Here is a 17271-nt window from a genome sequence, read left to right as displayed (position 1 = left end):
TTGTGCTGCGAAGAGGCCGGTACAGGCAATACAAAACTGTCAGGGCCGCTCGGCCGCCGAACCTTCCTCTGCAACCGGTTTGCCCGGCCCGGCCTCCTGGCGCCACTGCAGGGCAATCAGGATCAGGGTCGGCACGCCAAGGAGGGCAGTGATCAGGAAGAAGTCGTGGTAACCGAATTTCTCCACCATGACCCCCGAATAACCCCCGATCAGCCTTGGCAACAGCAGCATGATCGAGCTGAGCAACGCGTACTGGGTAGCCGAGAACTTCAGGTTGGTCAGGCTCGACAGGTAGGCAACGAAGGCCGAGGTGGCCAGGCCGGAGCTGAAGTTGTCCAGCGAGATGGTCACCACCAGCATTTGCAAGTTCGGGCCCATGTCGGCCAGCATCAGGAACAGAATGTTGGTGCCCGCGGAGGCCGCACCGCCGATGAACAGGATCGGCATGATGCCGAAGCGCACGATCAGCAGGCCGCCAACACCGGCGCCGACCAGGGTCATGATCAGGCCGAAGATCTTGCTGACGCTGGCGATCTGGTCCTTGGTGAAGCCCATGTCGATGTAGAACACGTTGGCCATCACGCCCATTACCGTGTCCGACATGCGATAGGTGGCGATCAGGCCGAGCAACAGCAGGGCCTGCCAGCGGTAGCGGGCGATGAAGTCGTTGACCGGGGTCAGCACCGGCGCGAGGCCGCGACGGCCCAGGCTCGACAGGCACGCCCATGTCAGCAGCACATAGAGGATCAGGCGCAGGAAGGCGCGGTCTTCCAGCAGCAGGTCCAGTGGCGTTGCATCACCGGAGATGACGCTGGACCAGCCGGTATTGAACATCTGGGTGAAGCTGGCCGGTACCGATACCAGCAAGATTATCAGCACGAACACCGAGGCCAGCTGGTGCACCAGCCCATAGCGCGCTGCCGACAGCTGGGTACGCATGGGTACGGGCGGTTCGCGCATGATCAGGGTGGTGAACACGGCGGGCAGCATCATCACCGCGAACATGACGTAGGTGCCGGCCCAGGCCTTGTGCAGGTAGCTGAAGCCAGTGGAGCCGAACCACTCGGCGAAGAACAGGGCACCAGCCGTGGCCAGCAGGGCCGCCACGCGGTAGCCGGCCATATAGCTGGCGGCGAGTGCAGCCTGGCGCTGGTCGTCGGCGATTTCCAGGCGGTAGGCATCGACCGCGATGTCCTGGGTGGCCGAAGCGAAGGCCACCAACACCGCCAGGGCGATCAGCCAAGACAGATGCTGCTGCGGGTCGCACAGGCTCATGCCGACCAGCCCGATCACCACCAGCGCTTGCGACAGCAGCAACCACGAACGCCGGCGCCCCAGGCTGCCGAGCAGCGGCAGGCGCCATTGGTCGAGCAGTGGCGACCACACCCACTTGAAGGCGTACGCCAGGCCGATCAGGCTGGCGTAACCAATGGTCTCGCGGGCCACGCCAGCTTCGCGCAACCACACCGAAAGGGTGGAGAACACCAGCATATAGGGCAGACCGGCGGCGAAGCCGAGCAGCAAAAGTACCAAGGTTGACGGGCTGGCATAGGCAGCAAGCGCAGCGCGCCAGGTTTTACGGGGCATGGGCCAACATCTGCCTCAAGTTTGCGAAAACAAAGCGCGCACTCTAACCGCTGTGCTCCATCGGGCGCCAGCCATGGCGCGTCATATCCACACGATTGTTGGTTACATTTACACCCTCCGCACGCAGGCGCGCCCGTTGTTCATCCCCAGACGGGGTACCCAGTGCCAGGCTCAGGCGGCCGCCTGCGCCGAGCACCCGGTGCCAGGGCAGGCGAGTGTCCGCGGGCAGTTGCCCGAGGGTACGTCCGACCCAGCGTGCCGCCCGCCCAAGCCCTGCCAGTTCGGCCAGTTGGCCATAGCTGACCACCTTGCCGGCCGGAACTTGGCCAAGTACCGAATACAGCACCGTCCGTCGGCCCTCGGCGGAGTCGAGGGCGTGCTCATATCCGTCAGACATCAGGCCCCCTCTGGGCTGCAGATGAAACCGGACCGGCGGTCTGGCAAATGAGAGTTGAACTCAACGGCATGCTCCCGGTCTTTTCTTGCTCTGGTCGTCGTTATCCGGATAATGCCCGGCTTTTTTCGCCAAATCGAACCTGTAGTCCGAAAATCATAGCCCGCTTATGTATTCTAGATCCTTGTTGTGCCTGCTTGCTGCTTCCCTATGCGCCTCCCCGGTGTTCGCCGACACCGTATGGATGAAGAACGGTGACCGGCTCAGCGGCAAGATCAAAGTCTTCGACGGCGGCAAGCTGCTGCTGGAAACCCCCTATGGCGGTTCCATCGCCCTGGACTGGAAAGAGGTCCAGACCCTGGAGAGCGACCAGGAGATGCTGGTCAAGCAGGACGCCTACAGCGGTGAGCGCGCCAAGGCGCTGAAGGCCGCCGAGCCCGGCAAGGTGACCTTGGCCAATGGCGAGGCGCCAAAGACCGTGGAGCTGGCCAGCATTGAGCAGATCATGAAGCCCAAGCCCCTGGTCGAGGATTTCGTGTGGAAGGGCAACGTCGACGTGGCGCTGGACTACAAGCGCGCCGAGAACGACACCGACGACTACGACGTCGGCTTCAAGACCAGCGCCCGCCATGGCCGCTGGCGGCACAATGCCGAAGGCGAATACAACCGCGAGACCAAGGACGACGTCACCACCACAGACAACTGGAGTGCCGAGTATGCCCTGGACCGCTTCCTCACCGAGAAGTGGTTCTGGCAAGGGCGCATGGAGTACAAGCGCGACCGCATCGAAGACCTTGCTCGCCAGCGCACCGTGGGTACCGGCCCGGGTTACCAGTTCTGGGACAACGAACTGGGCGCGTTTTCGCTGGGGTCGCTGATCAACCGCACCGACTTTGAATACCAGGATGGCGCCAAGGACAACTTCTATTCTGCGGCGGTGAAGTGGGACTACACCCGCTACCTGATTGGCAAGAACGTGCAGCTGTTCACCAACGGCGAGTTCGCCAAGCCGCTGGGTGGCGTGGCCGACTATGCGCTGGATGCCGAGGTTGGCCTGCGCTACAAGGTCACTGAATGGGCCTCGCTCAACCTCAAGGCGGAGAAGGACATCATCACCGGTACCCGTGAGAGTGACCTGGACAAGACCCGCTATACCGCAGGCTTCGGCGTTACCTGGTAAATCTTTGCGGCCCATCGCGACACAGGATGTACGCGATCCCTTGTAGGAGCGGCCTTGTGTCGCGATGGGCTGCAAAGCAGCCCCATTGGCACTGGATCTGATAATGCTTATCTTGTCCCATCCAGCCCGATATCAGGAGCCGCCCCCAAGTGAGTACCAATGCCATCCGTCCCGCCCGGGAGCTGCTGCTCAAGGAATACCGCGGCGTGCTCTCGACCCATTCCAAGTCGATGCCCGGCTACCCCTTCGGCTCGGTCGTGCCGTACTGCCTGGACGCCCAGGGCAACCCGTTGATCCTCATCAGCCGCATCGCCCAGCACACGCACAACCTGCAGAAGGATCCCAAGTGCTCGCTGCTGGTAGGTGAGCGCGAAGCCGAGGACGTGCAGGCCGTGGGGCGCCTGACGGTGATGGCCGAGGCGCACAAGCTGGTGGAGGAGGCCGCCATCGAGGCTGCCGCAGAGCGTTACTACCGCTATTTCCCGGACGCGGCCAACTACCACAAGGCCCACGACTTCGACTTCTGGGTGCTGCAGCCGGTGCGCCACCGCTACATCGGCGGCTTCGGCGCGATCCACTGGCTTGACCAGGTAACTCTGGCCAACCCGTTCGCCGGTAAAGCCGAGGCAAGCATGGTCGAGCATATGAACAGCGACCACGCCAACGCCATCGCCCACTATGTGCAACTGACCGAGCTGCCAAGCCATGCGCCAGCGCAGATGGTCGGGGTAGACAGCGAAGGCATGCACCTGCGTATCGGCCAGGCGGTGCACTGGTTGCCCTTCCCAAGTACTTGCAACACGCCGACACAAGTCCGCGAAGCCCTGGTTTTGCTGGCTCGCGCCGACCAGTGGCCGGTTGCGACGGAAGTCGAGGGTTGAAAACCCGAGCGCACGCATCCATCTGTTGGTCTTACAGGAAGGTTCTCTTCCGACGAGGAATGCTTTGATGCGTGCTTTTCTACTGCTGTTTCTCCTGTTTCCCGTGCTGGAGCTGTTCGTCTTCGTGAAGGTCAGTGCCGCCATCGGTTTCTTCCCAGCACTGCTGCTGATCATCGCCGGCTCCGCCCTGGGTGTGCTGGTGATGCGCGTGGCCGGGCTGGCAACCGCACTGCGCGCCCGTGAAAGCCTGCAGCGTGGCGAACTGCCCGCCGAGGACATGTTTCAGGGCATGATGCTGGCCGTTGGTGGTGGCCTGCTGTTGCTGCCAGGTTTCATCAGCGACGTGCTGGGCTTGCTCTGCCTGCTGCCATTCACCCGTCACCTGGCCGCGCGCAAGATGCGCGAGCGTGCCGAGGCCCAGGCCATGCGACAGCGCGCCTTCCAGGACGACCCGTTCCAGGCCCGGCCGAGTGATGGCGGGCATAGGCCGAATGTGATCGAAGGCGAGTACGAGCGCCGCGACAAGTAATAACCGGGGGCCGCTTTGCGGCCCCAGCTTTTTGCGGGGCCAAGGCGCTAATGAAAAATTTTCTGAAGCAAGCCTTGTAATTGAATATGGCGGCCTCATGTAGTGGTCACCGCAAGGTTTCTGGTGGCAACACCAGGCATAACTCAGGTGGTTCGCCCATTGCGGGCCACCCCGGCAACGCCGGACAGCAACAACCCGCCGGTGTCGACACCGGCCGATGAAAACCACAATTTGGGAGAGATCGACAATGAAGCTTCGTCCTCTGCATGACCGCGTCGTTATCCGTCGCAGCGAAGAAGAATCGAAAACCGCTGGCGGTATCGTCCTGCCGGGTTCGGCCGCTGAAAAACCAAACCGCGGCGAAGTCGTCGCCGTCGGCACCGGTCGCATCCTGGACAACGGCGAAGTTCGCGCACTGGCCGTGAAAGTGGGTGACAAAGTGGTTTTCGGCCCTTACTCGGGCAGCAACACCGTGAAAGTCGATGGCGAAGACCTGCTGGTAATGGCCGAGAACGAAATCCTCGCCGTTATCGAAGGCTGATTTCCCCGACTTCCCGTTACTCCAAAGAATTCCAAGGATTAAACGATCATGGCTGCTAAAGACGTAAAATTCGGCGATTCCGCTCGTAAGAAAATGCTGGTTGGTGTCAACGTTCTGGCTGACGCGGTAAAAGCGACCCTGGGCCCGAAAGGCCGTAACGTGGTGCTGGCCAAGAGCTTCGGCGCTCCGACCATCACCAAGGACGGCGTTTCCGTCGCCAAGGAAATCGAGCTGAAAGACGCCTTCGAGAACATGGGCGCCCAACTGGTCAAGGAAGTTGCTTCCAAGGCCAACGACGCTGCCGGTGACGGCACCACCACCGCTACCGTCCTGGCTCAGGCCATCGTCAACGAAGGCCTGAAAGCCGTCGCTGCCGGCATGAACCCGATGGACCTGAAGCGCGGCATCGACAAGGCCACCGCTGCCGTCGTCGCCGAGCTGAAGAACCTGTCCAAGCCATGCGCCGACTCCAAGGCCATCGCCCAGGTAGGTACCATCTCCGCCAACTCCGACAACTCCATCGGTGAAATCATCGCCGAAGCCATGGAAAAAGTCGGTAAAGAAGGCGTGATCACCGTTGAAGAAGGCTCGGGCCTGGAAAACGAACTGTCGGTCGTTGAAGGCATGCAGTTCGACCGCGGCTACCTGTCCCCGTACTTCGTCAACAAGCCGGACACCATGGTTGCCGAGCTGGAAGGCCCGCTGCTGCTGCTGGTCGACAAGAAGATCTCCAACATCCGTGAGCTGCTGCCAGTTCTGGAAGCCGTTGCCAAGGCCGGCCGCCCACTGCTGATCGTTGCCGAAGACGTTGAAGGTGAAGCCCTGGCTACCCTGGTAGTCAACAACATGCGCGGCATCGTCAAGGTTGCTGCGGTCAAGGCTCCGGGCTTCGGCGACCGCCGCAAGGCCATGCTGCAGGACATCGCCGTCCTGACTGGCGGCCAGGTCATCTCCGAAGAAATCGGCCTGTCGCTGGAAACTGCTACCCTGGAGCACCTGGGTAACGCCAAGCGCGTCATCCTGTCCAAGGAAAACACCACCATCATCGACGGCGCTGGCGCCGACACCGAGATCGAAGCACGCGTCAAGCAGATCCGTGCCCAGATCGAAGAGACTTCCTCGGACTACGACCGTGAGAAGCTGCAAGAGCGTCTGGCCAAACTGGCTGGCGGTGTTGCCGTGATCAAGGTCGGTGCCGGCACCGAAGTTGAAATGAAAGAGAAGAAAGCCCGCGTTGAAGACGCCCTGCACGCAACCCGTGCAGCCGTTGAAGAAGGCGTGGTACCTGGCGGTGGTGTAGCCCTGGTTCGCTCCCTGGCTGCCATTGCCAACCTCAAAGGCGACAACGAAGACCAGAACGTCGGTATCGCCCTGCTGCGTCGCGCTGTTGAAGCGCCGCTGCGCCAGATCACTGCCAACGCCGGCGACGAGCCAAGCGTTGTCGCTGACAAGGTCAAGCAAGGTTCGGGTAACTTCGGTTACAACGCTGCTACCGGCGAATACGGCGACATGATCGAGATGGGTATCCTGGACCCAGCCAAAGTCACCCGCTCGGCGCTGCAAGCTGCTGCTTCGATCGGCGGTCTGATGATCACCACCGAAGCCATGGTCGCTGACCTGCCAGAAGACAAGCCAGCTGCTGGCATGCCTGACATGGGCGGCATGGGTGGCATGGGCGGCATGATGTAAGCCAGCCTTACCCCCTGCACCATGAAAAGCCCCGGTTCGCGAGAACCGGGGCTTTTTTGTTTTCCTGTGAGGGCCATTGGGGCTGCTTTGCAGCCCATCGCGACACAAGGCCGCTCCTACAGGATTGCGCCAACACTGGGACTTGCGCTGTACCTGTGGGAGCTGGCTTGCCGGCGAAAGGGCCGCAAAGCGGCCCCTGGGTCAGGCAACGCTACGCTCGGCAGCAGGCACCTCAGCCATTCCCCGCCGATACAGAACCAGGTAATACGACCCCAAGCCGATCAACCAGCAGAACACCGCCGTCCACACGTTGTGCGACAGGAAGTGCGCTCCCTGCATCATCCGCCCCAGCGACAGCACCGACCCGGCGACGAAGGCCACCGTCAACGCCACTCGCGCCAGCCTTGGCTTGCGATCACGCAACATGAAGAACAGCCCGAACAGGCAGAACCCGGTGGCGGCATGCCCGCCCGGCCAGCACAGCCCGGGCTTGTCGGTTGCCGGCCGCGGCTCCAGCAGCTTGCTGTAGGTTTCCTTCCCGCCAAACTGGGTCAGGCTCCACGGGCATTGCACCTGGGTCACTTTCTTCAGCGGTGTGACAAACGCCGTGGAAAGGCCCAGTGCCAGCACCAGGCAGCCCAGCTCACGGCGCCAGCCGAACAGGCGCTTCCAGAAGAAGCTGGCAGCAAAGGTCACCAGCGACATCACTCCCAGCAGGATCACCCCCTGCTTGACCCTGTCATGCAGGATGTTCTCCAGCAAATAGCTGTGGCGGCCGATGAACTGCCCGGCAGCAGGGTCGAAGAACAGGTTGGCAATGTCCATGTCGACCGAGGTCAGTTCCAGCAGAATCAGGCCGATTGCGGTCGCCAGGGGTAGCCCCAGATAAAGCCAGAAATTGATCGGGCGGGGGCGATTTGGTTGCTGCATGGCGGCTCCAGGGCGCGAAAAAGATCGGGCATTGTCGGCCGCCCGCTATCCTGTGTCCGTGAAGGATCAGTGAAAAAACCGTCAAGTGCGCTGAATTTTCCCTGGGGCTGGCACCCTGCAGGCATAGGCCTTAAGCTGCGCCTGCCGCGCACCACAGCGAGAAGCGCCGCACAGGAGAAACCGATGCGCATTCTTTTGGTTGAAGACAACCGCGATATCCTGGCCAACCTGGCCGATTACCTGGGCATGAAAGGCTATACCGTCGACTGTGCCCAGGATGGCCTGTCCGGCCTGCACCTGGCTGCCACCGAGCACTACGACCTGATCGTGCTCGACATCATGTTGCCGGGCATCGACGGCTACACCCTGTGCAAGCGCCTGCGCGAAGACGCCCGCCGCGACACGCCGGTGATCATGCTCACCGCCCGCGACCAATTGGACGACCGCCTGCAAGGCTTCCGCTCCGGTGCCGACGACTACCTGCTCAAGCCCTTCGCCCTGTCGGAGCTGGCCGCCCGCATCGAAGCGGTGCTGCGCCGGGCCCAGGGCGGTGGGCGCCGCACCTTGCAGGTGGCCGACCTCAGTTATGACCTGGACACCCTCGAGGTCACCCGCCAGGGCCGCTTGCTCAAGCTCAACCCGGTCGGCCTCAAGCTGTTGGCGGTGCTGATGCAGAAAAGCCCGCACGTATTGCGTCGCGAAGTGCTGGAAGAAGCCCTGTGGGGAGATGATTGCCCTGACAGCGACAGCCTGCGCAGCCACGTGCACCAGCTGCGCCAGGTGATCGACAAGCCGTTTGAAAAACCGCTGCTGCATACCGTCCATGGCGTCGGCTATCGCCTCGCCGAGGGCCGTGATGGAGTTTAAGCAAAGCCTTGCCCAGCGCATCATCATCGCCTTTGCCCTGATGAGCGCGCTGGTGGCCGGGGCCTTCGCCTTTGGCATCGTCGGCACCGTGCACCTGGTCGAAGAGCGGCTGATTTCCTCGGTGCTGGGCGGTGACTTGCAGCGCTTGCTGCGCATGGACAGCGTCAGCGACTGGAGCCACCGCCCCCGCCCCGACCAACTGTTCTATTTCAGCGGCGGGCGCGACGACTTCGAACTTCCCAAGGACCTGCGCCACCTTGACCGCGGCTTCCACGAGGTATTCCGCGATCAACTGTCGTACCACGCCATGGTCGAGATCGTTGATGGCCGTCGCTATGTGCTGTTGCAGGACCAGAGCGACTTCGAAGAGCGCGAGCGCTTGCTGTTCGCTGTGGTGGTGGTGGGCTTCGTGCTCAGCCTGGTACTGGCGGTGATCCTCGGCTGGCTGGTGGCGCGCCGGGTGATGGCGCCGGTGATCCGCCTGGCGCGCCAGGTACGCCACCGTGACCAGTTGCTGGGGCTGGCCCCGCCGCTGGCACCGGACTATGCCGCGGACGAAGTCGGCCAGCTGGCGGTAGCCTTCGACGATACCCTGGGCCGCCTGCGCGATGCCCTGACCCGCGAACGGTTGTTCACCAGCGACGTCAGCCATGAATTGCGCACACCCTTGATGGTGCTGGCCACCTCGTGTGAGCTGCTGATGGAAAACCCGACGCTGGACGCCCGCTCGCGCAGCCAGGTGGAGCGTGTGGCGCGGGCCACGGAAGAAATGCGCGAGCTGGTCAAGACCTTCCTGATGCTGGCCCGGGCACAGCGCGACGAGGGTGCGGTGGCATCGCGGGCCACCCTGCGGGAGGTGGCTGACGAACTGGTCGGGGTTTGGCGCGACACCATCGAGCAGAAGGGCCTGGCCTTGTATTACGATGGCCGCGTCAGTGCCAGCCCGGTACTGTACAACGCCACCTTCCTGCAGTCGGTAATGGGCAACCTGCTGCGTAATGCCGCGCACTACACCGACAGCGGCTACATCCGCCTGAGCCTGGAAGCCAACGGCTTCAGCGTGGAGGACAGTGGCGTGGGTATCCCGGAGGAACAGCGCGAGGCGATGTTCCGGCCGTTCGTGCGCGGCGATGAGCGGCGCGGTGAGGGCCTGGGCCTGGGCCTGTCGTTGGTACAGCGCATCTGCGATGACCAAGGTTGGCATGTCACCCTCACATCAACCTTGCCCCACGGCTGCCGTTTCGTGGTCGACCTGAGCAATACCGCGGCCAAGGGCGATCCGGAGGCTTTGGTCGAGTAATCTGTGGTAACAGGTCATTCGGCGCTCAACATATTTTTCACACCAGCATGACCTGATTCATACGCTTGCTTACCTAATGTGGGCGGAATGGAGTCAGGAGATGCCCAATGCGTAGCCCCATCAAGCTTGAATTTTCCGAGAAGTACGACAAAGAACATGCCCGCGAGTACTTTCTCAAGCACCAGGATGGCCTGGCGCGACGCCTTTCCCACAAGCGTGATGAGCAACTGGCGCGTCGTGCCTTGGCATTGGCTGGTGAGCCTGGGCTGGTCCTCGACCTGCCATGCGGTGCTGGCCGCTTCTGGCCGTTGCTGGCAGAAAAGCCCAACCGGGTGATCATCGGCGCCGACAACTCAGAAGCGATGATCGAGACAGCCTGTACCGCGCAAGCGCCAGAGGTGGTGGCACGGGTACGCCCTTTGCAGACTTCGGCATTTGCCATCGACTTGCCGGACAATTCGGTGGACAGCATCTTCTGCATGCGCTTGTTCCACCACATCGGCGAAGCGGCGCACAGAAAGACCATTCTTTCGGAGTTTCAACGGGTTAGCCGTGATAGTGTGATCCTGTCATTGTGGGTGGATGGTAATTTCAAGGCCTGGCGCCGGAAAAAACTGGAACAGCGCCGCAGGTCCAGGAAGGGCGACCAGGACAACTACCAGAACCGTTTTGTGTTACCGGCCGATACGGTCGAAGAAGAATTCCGAGCCGCCGGCTTCAGAATCCAGGAACGCCTCGATTTCCTGCCGTTCTATGCCATGTGGAGGGTATATGTATTGCGTAAGGGGTAGTGTTTGATGGCTGTAGCCCAGAGCGGGGAGTCGCGGTTCGATTTTTACTGGCGCCAGCAGGGCGAGTGGGTCGAGGAGCCTAACCAGCGCCGTGGTGGCGAGAGCGGTGTGCAACGCCTCGACGATGGCAATGGCAAGCTGCTGTATGCCAAGCGCCAGGTCGGGCATATCTACCGTAGCCTGCTGCACCCTTTCGGCCGGCCGACCGTATTGCGTGAGCTCGATGCGTTGAACAGCTTCGAGCAACTGGGGGTGCGTGTACCGCGCATCGTCTTCTGTGGCGCCGAACGTGGTGCCGACAAGCAGTGGCGTGCGCTATTGGTGAGCGAAGCACTCGACGGTTTCGTCGAACTCGATACCTGGCATGCCGAAGGTGCCCGCGAGCGTTACCCGCAGGTGGTGCATGAGCGCATGCTCAAGGACCTGGCGGACAACCTGGCGCGCATGCACCTGGGGCACTGGCAGCACGGTTGCCTGTATGGCAAGCATGTGTTCGTCAAGGTGATTGGCGAGGGCGAGCAGGCCCGGGTCGAAGTCGCGCTGCTGGACCTGGAAAAATGCCGTCGGCGCATCAGCTGCCAGCGTGCGGCGGGCAATGACCTGCGCCAGCTGCGCCGCCATTCGTCGATGAATGACGCGGAATGGCAAACACTGCTCTATTTTTACCAGATGGCGTTTGGCAGCGCTGTCAAAGGGTTAGGGCAATGAAACTAGAAATAGCTCGAGCTTTGTTCCTGGTAGCTGGCCTGGCGGTGACCACCGTGGCGGTGGCTGCCTGGGAGGAGCCGAGGCCGACGGTGTTCAGCAAGGCCGAACTGGCCGACCAGTGCGCGTTGCCGCGGGATGTGAAACCGCAGCAACAGGCCGAGGCCGCGCCGGATCAGGACCTGTTGCTGTTCCTGTTCGGCATGCGCCAGGGGTTGCGGCCGTTCGGTTGAACCCGGTGGTAGGTGGGAATGCCAGAGGCCTCGCGATCGCGGGGCCTATGGCATTTTTGCCTCTGCCTTGCCGGCCTCTTCGCGGGTTTACCCGCGAAGAGGCCGTTTCAGGCAACCGATGTTTCCCTGGCAACCGCCTTGTGCGCCAGCAGGGTGTAGATACAAGGCAACACGAACAGGGTAAATAGCGTACCAATCGACATCCCGGTGGCAATCACCGTACCGATGTCAAAGCGGCTGACCGCCCCCGCACCAGTCGCCAGGATCAGCGGTACCATGCCAAATACCATCGCTGCCGTAGTCATCAGCACCGGCCGCAGCCGAATCGCCGCGGCTTCCTCGATCGCCTCGCGCACACTCATGCCGCGCTCCTCACGTAACTGGTTGGCGAACTCGACAATCAGGATGCCGTGCTTGCTGATCAGCCCAATCAGTGTCACCAGCCCGACCTGGGTGTAGATATTCATGCTCGATACGCCAAGGAACAGTGGCAGCAGCGCGCCACAGATCGACAACGGCACCGTCACCAGTATTACCAGTGGGTCGCGGAAGCTTTCGAACTGCGCCGCCAGCACCAGGAAGATGATCGCCAATGCCAGGCCGAAGGTCACCCACAGCGCGCTGCCTTCCTGCACGTACTGGCGCGCCACGCCGGCATAGTCGAAGGCGAAACCTTCCGGAGCCTCCTCGCGGGCGAGGCCCTGTACGGTCTGCAGCGCCTCGCCCAGGCTGACCATGGGCACGCCCTGGATGATCGCCGAGTTCAGCTGCTGGAACTGGTTGAGCTGGCGCGGGCGGGCGCGGTCGGTGAGGGTGATCAGGGTGGATAGTGGCAGCAGCTGGCCCTGGTCGTTCTTCACGTAGTAGTTGTTCAGCCAGCCGGGGTTGTCGCGGTAAGGCCGCTCGACCTGGGCAATCACCTTGTAGCTGCGGCCTTCGAGGGTGAAGCGGTTGATTTCCGCCTCGCCCAGCAAGGTCGCCAGGGTGCTGCCCAAGGTGTCCATCGACACCCCCATCTGCGCCGCCTTGGCCCGGTCGATATCCACCACCACCTCGGGCTTGTCGAAGGCCAGGTCGATGTCGAGGAAGGCGAACTTGCCGGATTCCTGGGCGCGGGCCTTGATGCGCTGGGCCACATCCAGCAGTGCCGGGTAGTCGCCAGCGCTGTTGATCACGAACTGGAATGGCAGGCCCTCGCCGGTGCCGGGCAGCGACGGCAGGTTGAAGCCGAAGATCTGCAGGCCACTGATTTCTTCGAGCTTGCTCTGCACCAGCGGCAGCAGCTCCATCTGCGTGCGCTCGCGCTCGTTCCAGGGTTTGAGCAGGAAGCCGCCGATGCCGGTCTGCACGCCATTGAAACCGTTGATCTGGAACGACGAGTAATACTCGGGGAAAGCCTTGAACAGCGGGGTGAATTCGTCGGTATAGGCGTTGAGGTAATCAAGGTTGGCCGGCTGGGGTGAACTGCTCATCATGAAGATCACCCCCTGGTCTTCGTTGGGCGCCAGTTCGTTCTGGGTGAACTTCAGCAGTACCGGAATCAGGCACAGAATGATCACGGCAAACACCAGCACGACGGGCCGGCTGTCGAGGGTGGTGTGCAGCAGGCGCTGGTAGCGCACCTTCAGGCGTTCGAACAGCACGTCCAGGCGGTGGGCCAGGCCGCTGGGGTTCTGTTCCTGACGCAGCAGCAGCGCGCACATCATTGGTGACAGGGTGAGGGCAACGATGCCGGATATGATCACCGCACCGGCCAGGGTCAGGGCAAATTCCTTGAACAATGCGCCGGTCAGCCCGGTGAGGAAGCCGATCGGTGCATACACCGCCGCCAGGGTGATGGTCATCGACACCACCGGCATGGCGATTTCGCGGGCGCCCTCGAGGGCGGCGTCGAACGGCGACTTGCCTTCTTCCATGTGCCGGTGGATGTTCTCCACCACGACAATCGCGTCGTCCACCACCAGCCCGATGGCCAGCACCATGGCCAGCAGGGTCAGCAGATTGAGCGAATAGCCCATCATCTGCATGAAGAACAGCACGCCGATCATCGACAGCGGAATGGTCACCACCGGAATCAGCACCGAACGCAGGGCACCGAGGAACAGGAACACCACCACGATGACGATCAGTACAGCTTCGCCGAGGGTCTTGATCACTTCGTCGATGGAGGCCTGGATGAAAAGCGTGGCGTCATAGGCGATCGATACCTTCAGCGCCGAGGGCAGCTGGCTTTCCAGCTCGGGCATGATGCGCCGCACTTCCTTGATGACGTCCAGCGGGTTGGCGGCTGGTGTGGCCTTGATGCCGATGTACACCGATGGGGTGCCGTCGAACGAGCTGACCGTATCGTAGTTTTCCGCCCCCATCTCGACCCGCGCCACATCGCCAAGCAGCACGCGGCTGTCGCCACTGGTCTTGACCGGCAGGGCGGCGAACGCCTCGGCCGACTTCAGCTCGGTGCTGGCGTTGATGCTGGTGACCACGTATTCACCCTTCACCTCGCCGGCCGCGGAAAGGAAGTTGTAGCGGCGCACGGCATTGGTCACGTCGATGGCAGACAGGCCATAGCCCGCCAGTTTCACCGGGTCGATCCAGATGCGCATGGCGAATACCTGGTTGCCGAGGATTTCCGCTTCGGCCATGCCCGGCAGGGTCGCCAGCTTGGGCTGGATCACCCGCGACAGGTAGTCGGTGATTTGCGGGTTGCTCATCTCTTTGCTGTAGAAACTGATGTACATAAGCGCCGAAGCATCGGCGGCTTCCTTGCTCAGTACCGGGTCTTCCGAGTCCTGGGGCAGCTTGTTGCGCACTTCGTTGGCCTTGGCCAGCAGTTCGGTGAACAACCGGTCGCTGTCGGCGCCGATGCGGGCGTAGATGGAAATGATCGAGAAGTTCTGTCTGCTCACCGAGGTCATGTAGTCGATGCCTTCGGCGCTGGCCAGGCTTTGCTGCAGCGGCTGGGTGATATAGCCCTGGATGGTCTCGGCGTTGGCGCCGGGGTAGGCGGTGGTTACCGTGATCAGGGCATTTTCCATTTGCGGATACTGGCGGATCTGCAGCTTGTTCCAGGCCTGGAAGCCCAGCAGCAGGATCAGCAGGCTCACCACGCTGGCCAGCACCGGGCGGCGGATGAACGGGTCGGTGAACGCCATGCCAGCCTCCTGTCAGTCCTTGCCCGGCGTGCCCTGTGCGGGCTTGAGGGCTTTGTCCTGGCCGATGCGGATCGCGGCGCCGGGGGTGAGCTTCAGTTGGCCGGCGGTGACCACCTGTTCCCCGGCCTGCAGGCCCTTGCTGACCACCACCACGCCGTCACGGCGCTCGCCGGTCTGCACCGCGCGCTGCTCGGCGGTGAGCTGCGGCTGGCCCTTGTCGTCGTTTAGTGGCTTGCCGTCCTTGTCCTTTTTCGGCGTTGCGACATACACCGAGTTGCCATACAGGGTGTAGGTGATGGCGCTTTCAGGCACCACCACTTGTGGCTGCGGGTTGGGTAACAGGATCAGCAGGCTGGCGAACATGCCCGGCAGCAGCTTGCTGTCCGGGTTGGCCATGGTTGCGCGCACCAGCAGGTTGCGCGTGGTTTCCTCGACCTTGGGGTTGATGGCGCTGAGGCTGGCGGGGAAGGTCTGGCCCGGGTAGGCGGCCACCTGCACCAGCACCTGCTGGCCCAGGCTGAGGTGTGGCAGGGCCTGTTCCGGTACGTTGAAGTCGACGTAGAGGCTGGATGTGTCCTGCAGGGTGGCGATCACCGTGCCGGCGGCCAGATAGTCGCCGACGTCCACTTGGCGAATGCCGATGGTGCCGCTGAACGGAGCGCTGATGCTCTTCTTGGTCTTCGATGCCTTGAGCTGGTCGACCACCGCCTGATTGCGCCGGTACTGGGCGGTGAGGCGGTCGAATTCGCCGCGGGAGATGGCCGAGTCGCCGACCAGCTGGCTGCCACGGCCGAAATCTACCTTGGCCAGGCCCAGGTCGGCCTGGGCGGTGCCGAGCAGGGCGGTTTCCTGGTCGTCGTTGAGTTGCAGCAACAGTTGCCCGGCCTTGACCTGCTGGCCTGAGTCGAAATGCAGGGCCTTGACGATGCCTTCCACTTCCAGGCTCAGTTCAACGCCCTGTAGCGCCTTGAGGCTGCCGACGGCGGGCAGGCGCTCTTGCCACGGGCGCTGTTCGGCCAAGGCGGCCGCCACGGTGATGGGCGGCTTGGGGGCAGTGAACATCTGGATCTGCTGGTAGATCGAAAAGGCTTTGTAGCCCCCCAGGGCCAGCACGATCAGCAGAACCACGGCCAACATGATGAGCATGCGGCGGCGCAGCATAGGTCCGGTTCCTTGGATGCGGTTGTTATTCGCTTAGACACGACAACGGGCGATCCTGCCCACGTGTGGATGGGGGAAGTATTGACTGTTTTTTGGGGGAAGGGGAGTGGAATGCCTGGGCCGGCCCCTTCGCGGCTAAAGCCGCTCCCGCAGGGGCCGCGCAGTCAGCGGGTTGCGCTATTCCTGTGGGAGCGGCTTTAGCCGCGAAGGGGCCAGTACAGCCAACCCGAAAATCAGACGAGATGCAGGTGGTTGTCCCAGAAACCGGACGGCAGGTTCATCGGTTGCCCGACCAGTTCGGCCTTGCGGCAATCATAGAACCGGCAACGGCCCTGCCCGGAGGTGACGACAAAGCCGTCCTGTACCGCGCCCACCCCCGCGCAATCGGGCATTGGCGCATCCAGCCGCACCGCGCCGCTGTCCAGGTCCCAGACAAACAGGCGGTTGGCCCGTGGCGCGGTCAGCGCGACCAGCCGCAGCTCGCTGTGGATAGCCACGCTGGCGGTGTACTGGGCCATGGCCTGCAACTGCCGCTCCGGTACCGGGAAGGCCTTGAACGGCTCGCCAGGGCGCTTGATCGCCAGCAATTCGGCGGTTTCATCGGCATCGCCCATGAACTGCTGGCAGGCGGCGATGGTGCCATCGCTGCCCACCGCCAGGTGGCGCACGCTGTTCATCTGCTGGGCCAGGGTTTCCTTGCTCAGCAGGGTGCCGTCGCGCTGCATCAGCACCAGGCTCGGTTCCATGGCGTCGAGGTTCATCTCCACCCGGCTTTCGGCTTCGGTGCGGATACCGCCGTTGGCCACGATCAGCGTTTCGCCGTCCGGCAGCCAGGCCACTTCGTGCGGGCCGATGCCGTGGGTCGGAATCTCCCCGCTGTGCACCAGGCGCTCGCCTTCGAAGCGGTACACGCCGAGTACGCCACGCCCCGGGTCGGTGGTGTCGTTCTCGGTGGCATACAGCCATTCGCCACCTTTGTGGATGACCGCGTGGCCGTAGAAGTGCCGGTTCGGCTGCGAGGTGACGGTTTGCAGCAGGCGCCCGTCGCGCAGGTCGACCAGGTAGCTTTCGGTGCCGGGACGGCGGGCGACGAACAGGGCGATCGGCAGGTCCGGGTGATGGATGATGGCATGGCAACGTTGGGCGACCTGGGTGCTGAACACCTGGGTGCCGTCCAGGCGGAACGCGACCGCATAGTGCTTGCCGTCGCCGTCGTCACGCGCCGACAGCAGCAGGGGCTCGCTGCCTTTGTTGCGGAACAGGCTCCAGCCGCCCAGGGTGAGGGCGCTGAGCAATACGCTACCGAGTTTGAGGGCCTGGCGTCGCAGCAT

16 protein-coding genes are annotated in these 17271 nt (G+C 62.7%); 10 read left to right on the top strand and 6 right to left on the bottom strand.

Annotated elements, in window-relative coordinates; translation table 11 throughout:
• Positions 1–39: 39 nt before the first annotated feature.
• Positions 40–1587 (bottom strand): AmpG family muropeptide MFS transporter, encoded by a 1548-nt coding sequence (locus GYA95_RS18535; RefSeq protein ID WP_013974096.1) that lies wholly within the window; start codon positions 1585–1587, stop codon positions 40–42.
• A 43-nt stretch (positions 1588–1630) separates the two neighbouring features.
• The gene (locus GYA95_RS18530; RefSeq protein WP_003260756.1) at positions 1631–1984 is read right to left on the bottom strand and encodes an MGMT family protein; all 354 of its coding nucleotides are present in this window, start codon (positions 1982–1984) and stop codon (positions 1631–1633) included.
• 166 nt (positions 1985–2150) lie between these two features.
• Between GYA95_RS18530 and GYA95_RS18525 the strand changes: the two genes are divergently transcribed.
• The 5 genes from GYA95_RS18525 to groL all read left to right on the top strand — a co-directional run bounded on the left by GYA95_RS18525 (position 2151) and on the right by groL (position 6801).
• Positions 2151–3161 carry a DUF481 domain-containing protein gene (locus GYA95_RS18525; RefSeq protein ID WP_043935899.1) on the top strand — a complete coding sequence of 337 codons (1011 nt, stop codon included), beginning with the start codon at positions 2151–2153 and terminating at the stop codon, positions 3159–3161.
• 149 nt (positions 3162–3310) lie between these two features.
• Positions 3311–4042, top strand: coding sequence for a HugZ family pyridoxamine 5'-phosphate oxidase (locus GYA95_RS18520; RefSeq protein ID WP_015271695.1), 732 nt, complete (start codon positions 3311–3313; stop codon positions 4040–4042).
• A 67-nt stretch (positions 4043–4109) separates the two neighbouring features.
• Positions 4110–4571: an FxsA family protein gene (locus GYA95_RS18515; protein ID WP_015271694.1), complete on the top strand. Its 462-nt coding sequence runs from the start codon at positions 4110–4112 to the stop codon at positions 4569–4571.
• A gap of 247 nt (positions 4572–4818) precedes the next feature.
• Positions 4819–5112: a co-chaperone GroES gene (locus tag GYA95_RS18510; RefSeq protein ID WP_003260750.1), complete on the top strand. Its 294-nt coding sequence runs from the start codon at positions 4819–4821 to the stop codon at positions 5110–5112.
• 48 nt (positions 5113–5160) lie between these two features.
• A complete protein-coding gene (groL, locus tag GYA95_RS18505) occupies positions 5161–6801 on the top strand; it encodes a chaperonin GroEL (protein WP_013974091.1) in 1641 nt (546 codons plus the stop codon).
• A 201-nt stretch (positions 6802–7002) separates the two neighbouring features.
• Here groL and GYA95_RS18500 read toward each other — a convergent pair whose 3' ends face one another.
• On the bottom strand, positions 7003–7731 hold the full coding sequence (locus tag GYA95_RS18500; protein WP_015271693.1) for a phosphatase PAP2 family protein: 729 nt from the start codon (positions 7729–7731) through the stop codon (positions 7003–7005).
• A gap of 183 nt (positions 7732–7914) precedes the next feature.
• On the opposite strand from GYA95_RS18500, the gene colR reads away from it, so the two are divergent.
• The 5 genes from colR (at position 7915) to GYA95_RS18475 (ending at position 11627) form a co-directional block, all read left to right on the top strand.
• Positions 7915–8598, top strand: a complete 684-nt coding sequence (gene colR, locus GYA95_RS18495; protein WP_003255215.1) for a two-component system response regulator ColR — start codon at positions 7915–7917, stop codon at positions 8596–8598.
• Complete coding sequence (locus GYA95_RS18490) at positions 8588–9898, top strand: sensor histidine kinase (protein WP_015271692.1); 1311 nt, start codon at positions 8588–8590, stop codon at positions 9896–9898. Before colR ends, GYA95_RS18490 begins: the two co-directional genes overlap by 11 nt.
• A gap of 107 nt (positions 9899–10005) precedes the next feature.
• The gene (locus tag GYA95_RS18485; protein ID WP_013974088.1) at positions 10006–10689 is read left to right on the top strand and encodes a class I SAM-dependent methyltransferase; all 684 of its coding nucleotides are present in this window, start codon (positions 10006–10008) and stop codon (positions 10687–10689) included.
• 6 nt (positions 10690–10695) lie between these two features.
• Positions 10696–11397 carry a lipopolysaccharide kinase InaA family protein gene (locus tag GYA95_RS18480; RefSeq protein ID WP_013974087.1) on the top strand — a complete coding sequence of 234 codons (702 nt, stop codon included), beginning with the start codon at positions 10696–10698 and terminating at the stop codon, positions 11395–11397.
• Complete coding sequence (locus tag GYA95_RS18475; protein ID WP_025340525.1) at positions 11394–11627, top strand: hypothetical protein; 234 nt, start codon at positions 11394–11396, stop codon at positions 11625–11627. The genes GYA95_RS18480 and GYA95_RS18475 overlap by 4 nt, the downstream gene beginning before the upstream one ends.
• 107 nt (positions 11628–11734) lie before the next feature.
• Here GYA95_RS18475 and GYA95_RS18470 read toward each other — a convergent pair whose 3' ends face one another.
• From GYA95_RS18470 to GYA95_RS18460, 3 genes are all read right to left on the bottom strand, one after another.
• A complete protein-coding gene (locus GYA95_RS18470; protein ID WP_015271690.1) occupies positions 11735–14779 on the bottom strand; it encodes a multidrug efflux RND transporter permease subunit in 3045 nt (1014 codons plus the stop codon).
• Between the two features lie 12 nt (positions 14780–14791).
• Complete coding sequence (locus tag GYA95_RS18465; protein WP_015271689.1) at positions 14792–15940, bottom strand: efflux RND transporter periplasmic adaptor subunit; 1149 nt, start codon at positions 15938–15940, stop codon at positions 14792–14794.
• 233 nt (positions 15941–16173) lie between these two features.
• Positions 16174–17271 carry a DUF1513 domain-containing protein gene (locus GYA95_RS18460; RefSeq protein ID WP_015271688.1) on the bottom strand — a complete coding sequence of 366 codons (1098 nt, stop codon included), beginning with the start codon at positions 17269–17271 and terminating at the stop codon, positions 16174–16176.

This window comes from Pseudomonas asiatica (assembly GCF_009932335.1).
GTDB classification, from domain to species: Bacteria; Pseudomonadota; Gammaproteobacteria; order Pseudomonadales; family Pseudomonadaceae; genus Aquipseudomonas; species Aquipseudomonas asiatica.
This window is presented reverse-complemented; position numbering and strand designations above follow the sequence as displayed.

What these genes read in the sequence shown, in the direction of transcription:
- GYA95_RS18485 (WP_013974088.1), top strand. Translation starts at nt 10,006, where the DNA reads ATGCGTAGCCCCATCAAGCTTGAATTTTCCGAGAAGTACGACAAAGAA.
- GYA95_RS18515 (WP_015271694.1), top strand. Translation starts at nt 4,110, where the DNA reads ATGCGTGCTTTTCTACTGCTGTTTCTCCTGTTTCCCGTGCTGGAGCTG.
- GYA95_RS18525 (WP_043935899.1), top strand. Translation starts at nt 2,151, where the DNA reads ATGTATTCTAGATCCTTGTTGTGCCTGCTTGCTGCTTCCCTATGCGCC.
- groL (WP_013974091.1), top strand. Translation starts at nt 5,161, where the DNA reads ATGGCTGCTAAAGACGTAAAATTCGGCGATTCCGCTCGTAAGAAAATG.
- GYA95_RS18460 (WP_015271688.1), bottom strand. Translation starts at nt 17,271, where the DNA reads ATGCTGCGACGCCAGGCCCTCAAACTCGGTAGCGTATTGCTCAGCGCC.
- GYA95_RS18535 (WP_013974096.1), bottom strand. Translation starts at nt 1,587, where the DNA reads ATGCCCCGTAAAACCTGGCGCGCTGCGCTTGCTGCCTATGCCAGCCCG.
- GYA95_RS18470 (WP_015271690.1), bottom strand. Translation starts at nt 14,779, where the DNA reads ATGGCGTTCACCGACCCGTTCATCCGCCGCCCGGTGCTGGCCAGCGTG.
- GYA95_RS18490 (WP_015271692.1), top strand. Translation starts at nt 8,588, where the DNA reads ATGGAGTTTAAGCAAAGCCTTGCCCAGCGCATCATCATCGCCTTTGCC.
- GYA95_RS18465 (WP_015271689.1), bottom strand. Translation starts at nt 15,940, where the DNA reads ATGCTGCGCCGCCGCATGCTCATCATGTTGGCCGTGGTTCTGCTGATC.
- GYA95_RS18500 (WP_015271693.1), bottom strand. Translation starts at nt 7,731, where the DNA reads ATGCAGCAACCAAATCGCCCCCGCCCGATCAATTTCTGGCTTTATCTG.
- GYA95_RS18480 (WP_013974087.1), top strand. Translation starts at nt 10,696, where the DNA reads ATGGCTGTAGCCCAGAGCGGGGAGTCGCGGTTCGATTTTTACTGGCGC.
- colR (WP_003255215.1), top strand. Translation starts at nt 7,915, where the DNA reads ATGCGCATTCTTTTGGTTGAAGACAACCGCGATATCCTGGCCAACCTG.
- GYA95_RS18510 (WP_003260750.1), top strand. Translation starts at nt 4,819, where the DNA reads ATGAAGCTTCGTCCTCTGCATGACCGCGTCGTTATCCGTCGCAGCGAA.
- GYA95_RS18530 (WP_003260756.1), bottom strand. Translation starts at nt 1,984, where the DNA reads ATGTCTGACGGATATGAGCACGCCCTCGACTCCGCCGAGGGCCGACGG.
- GYA95_RS18475 (WP_025340525.1), top strand. Translation starts at nt 11,394, where the DNA reads ATGAAACTAGAAATAGCTCGAGCTTTGTTCCTGGTAGCTGGCCTGGCG.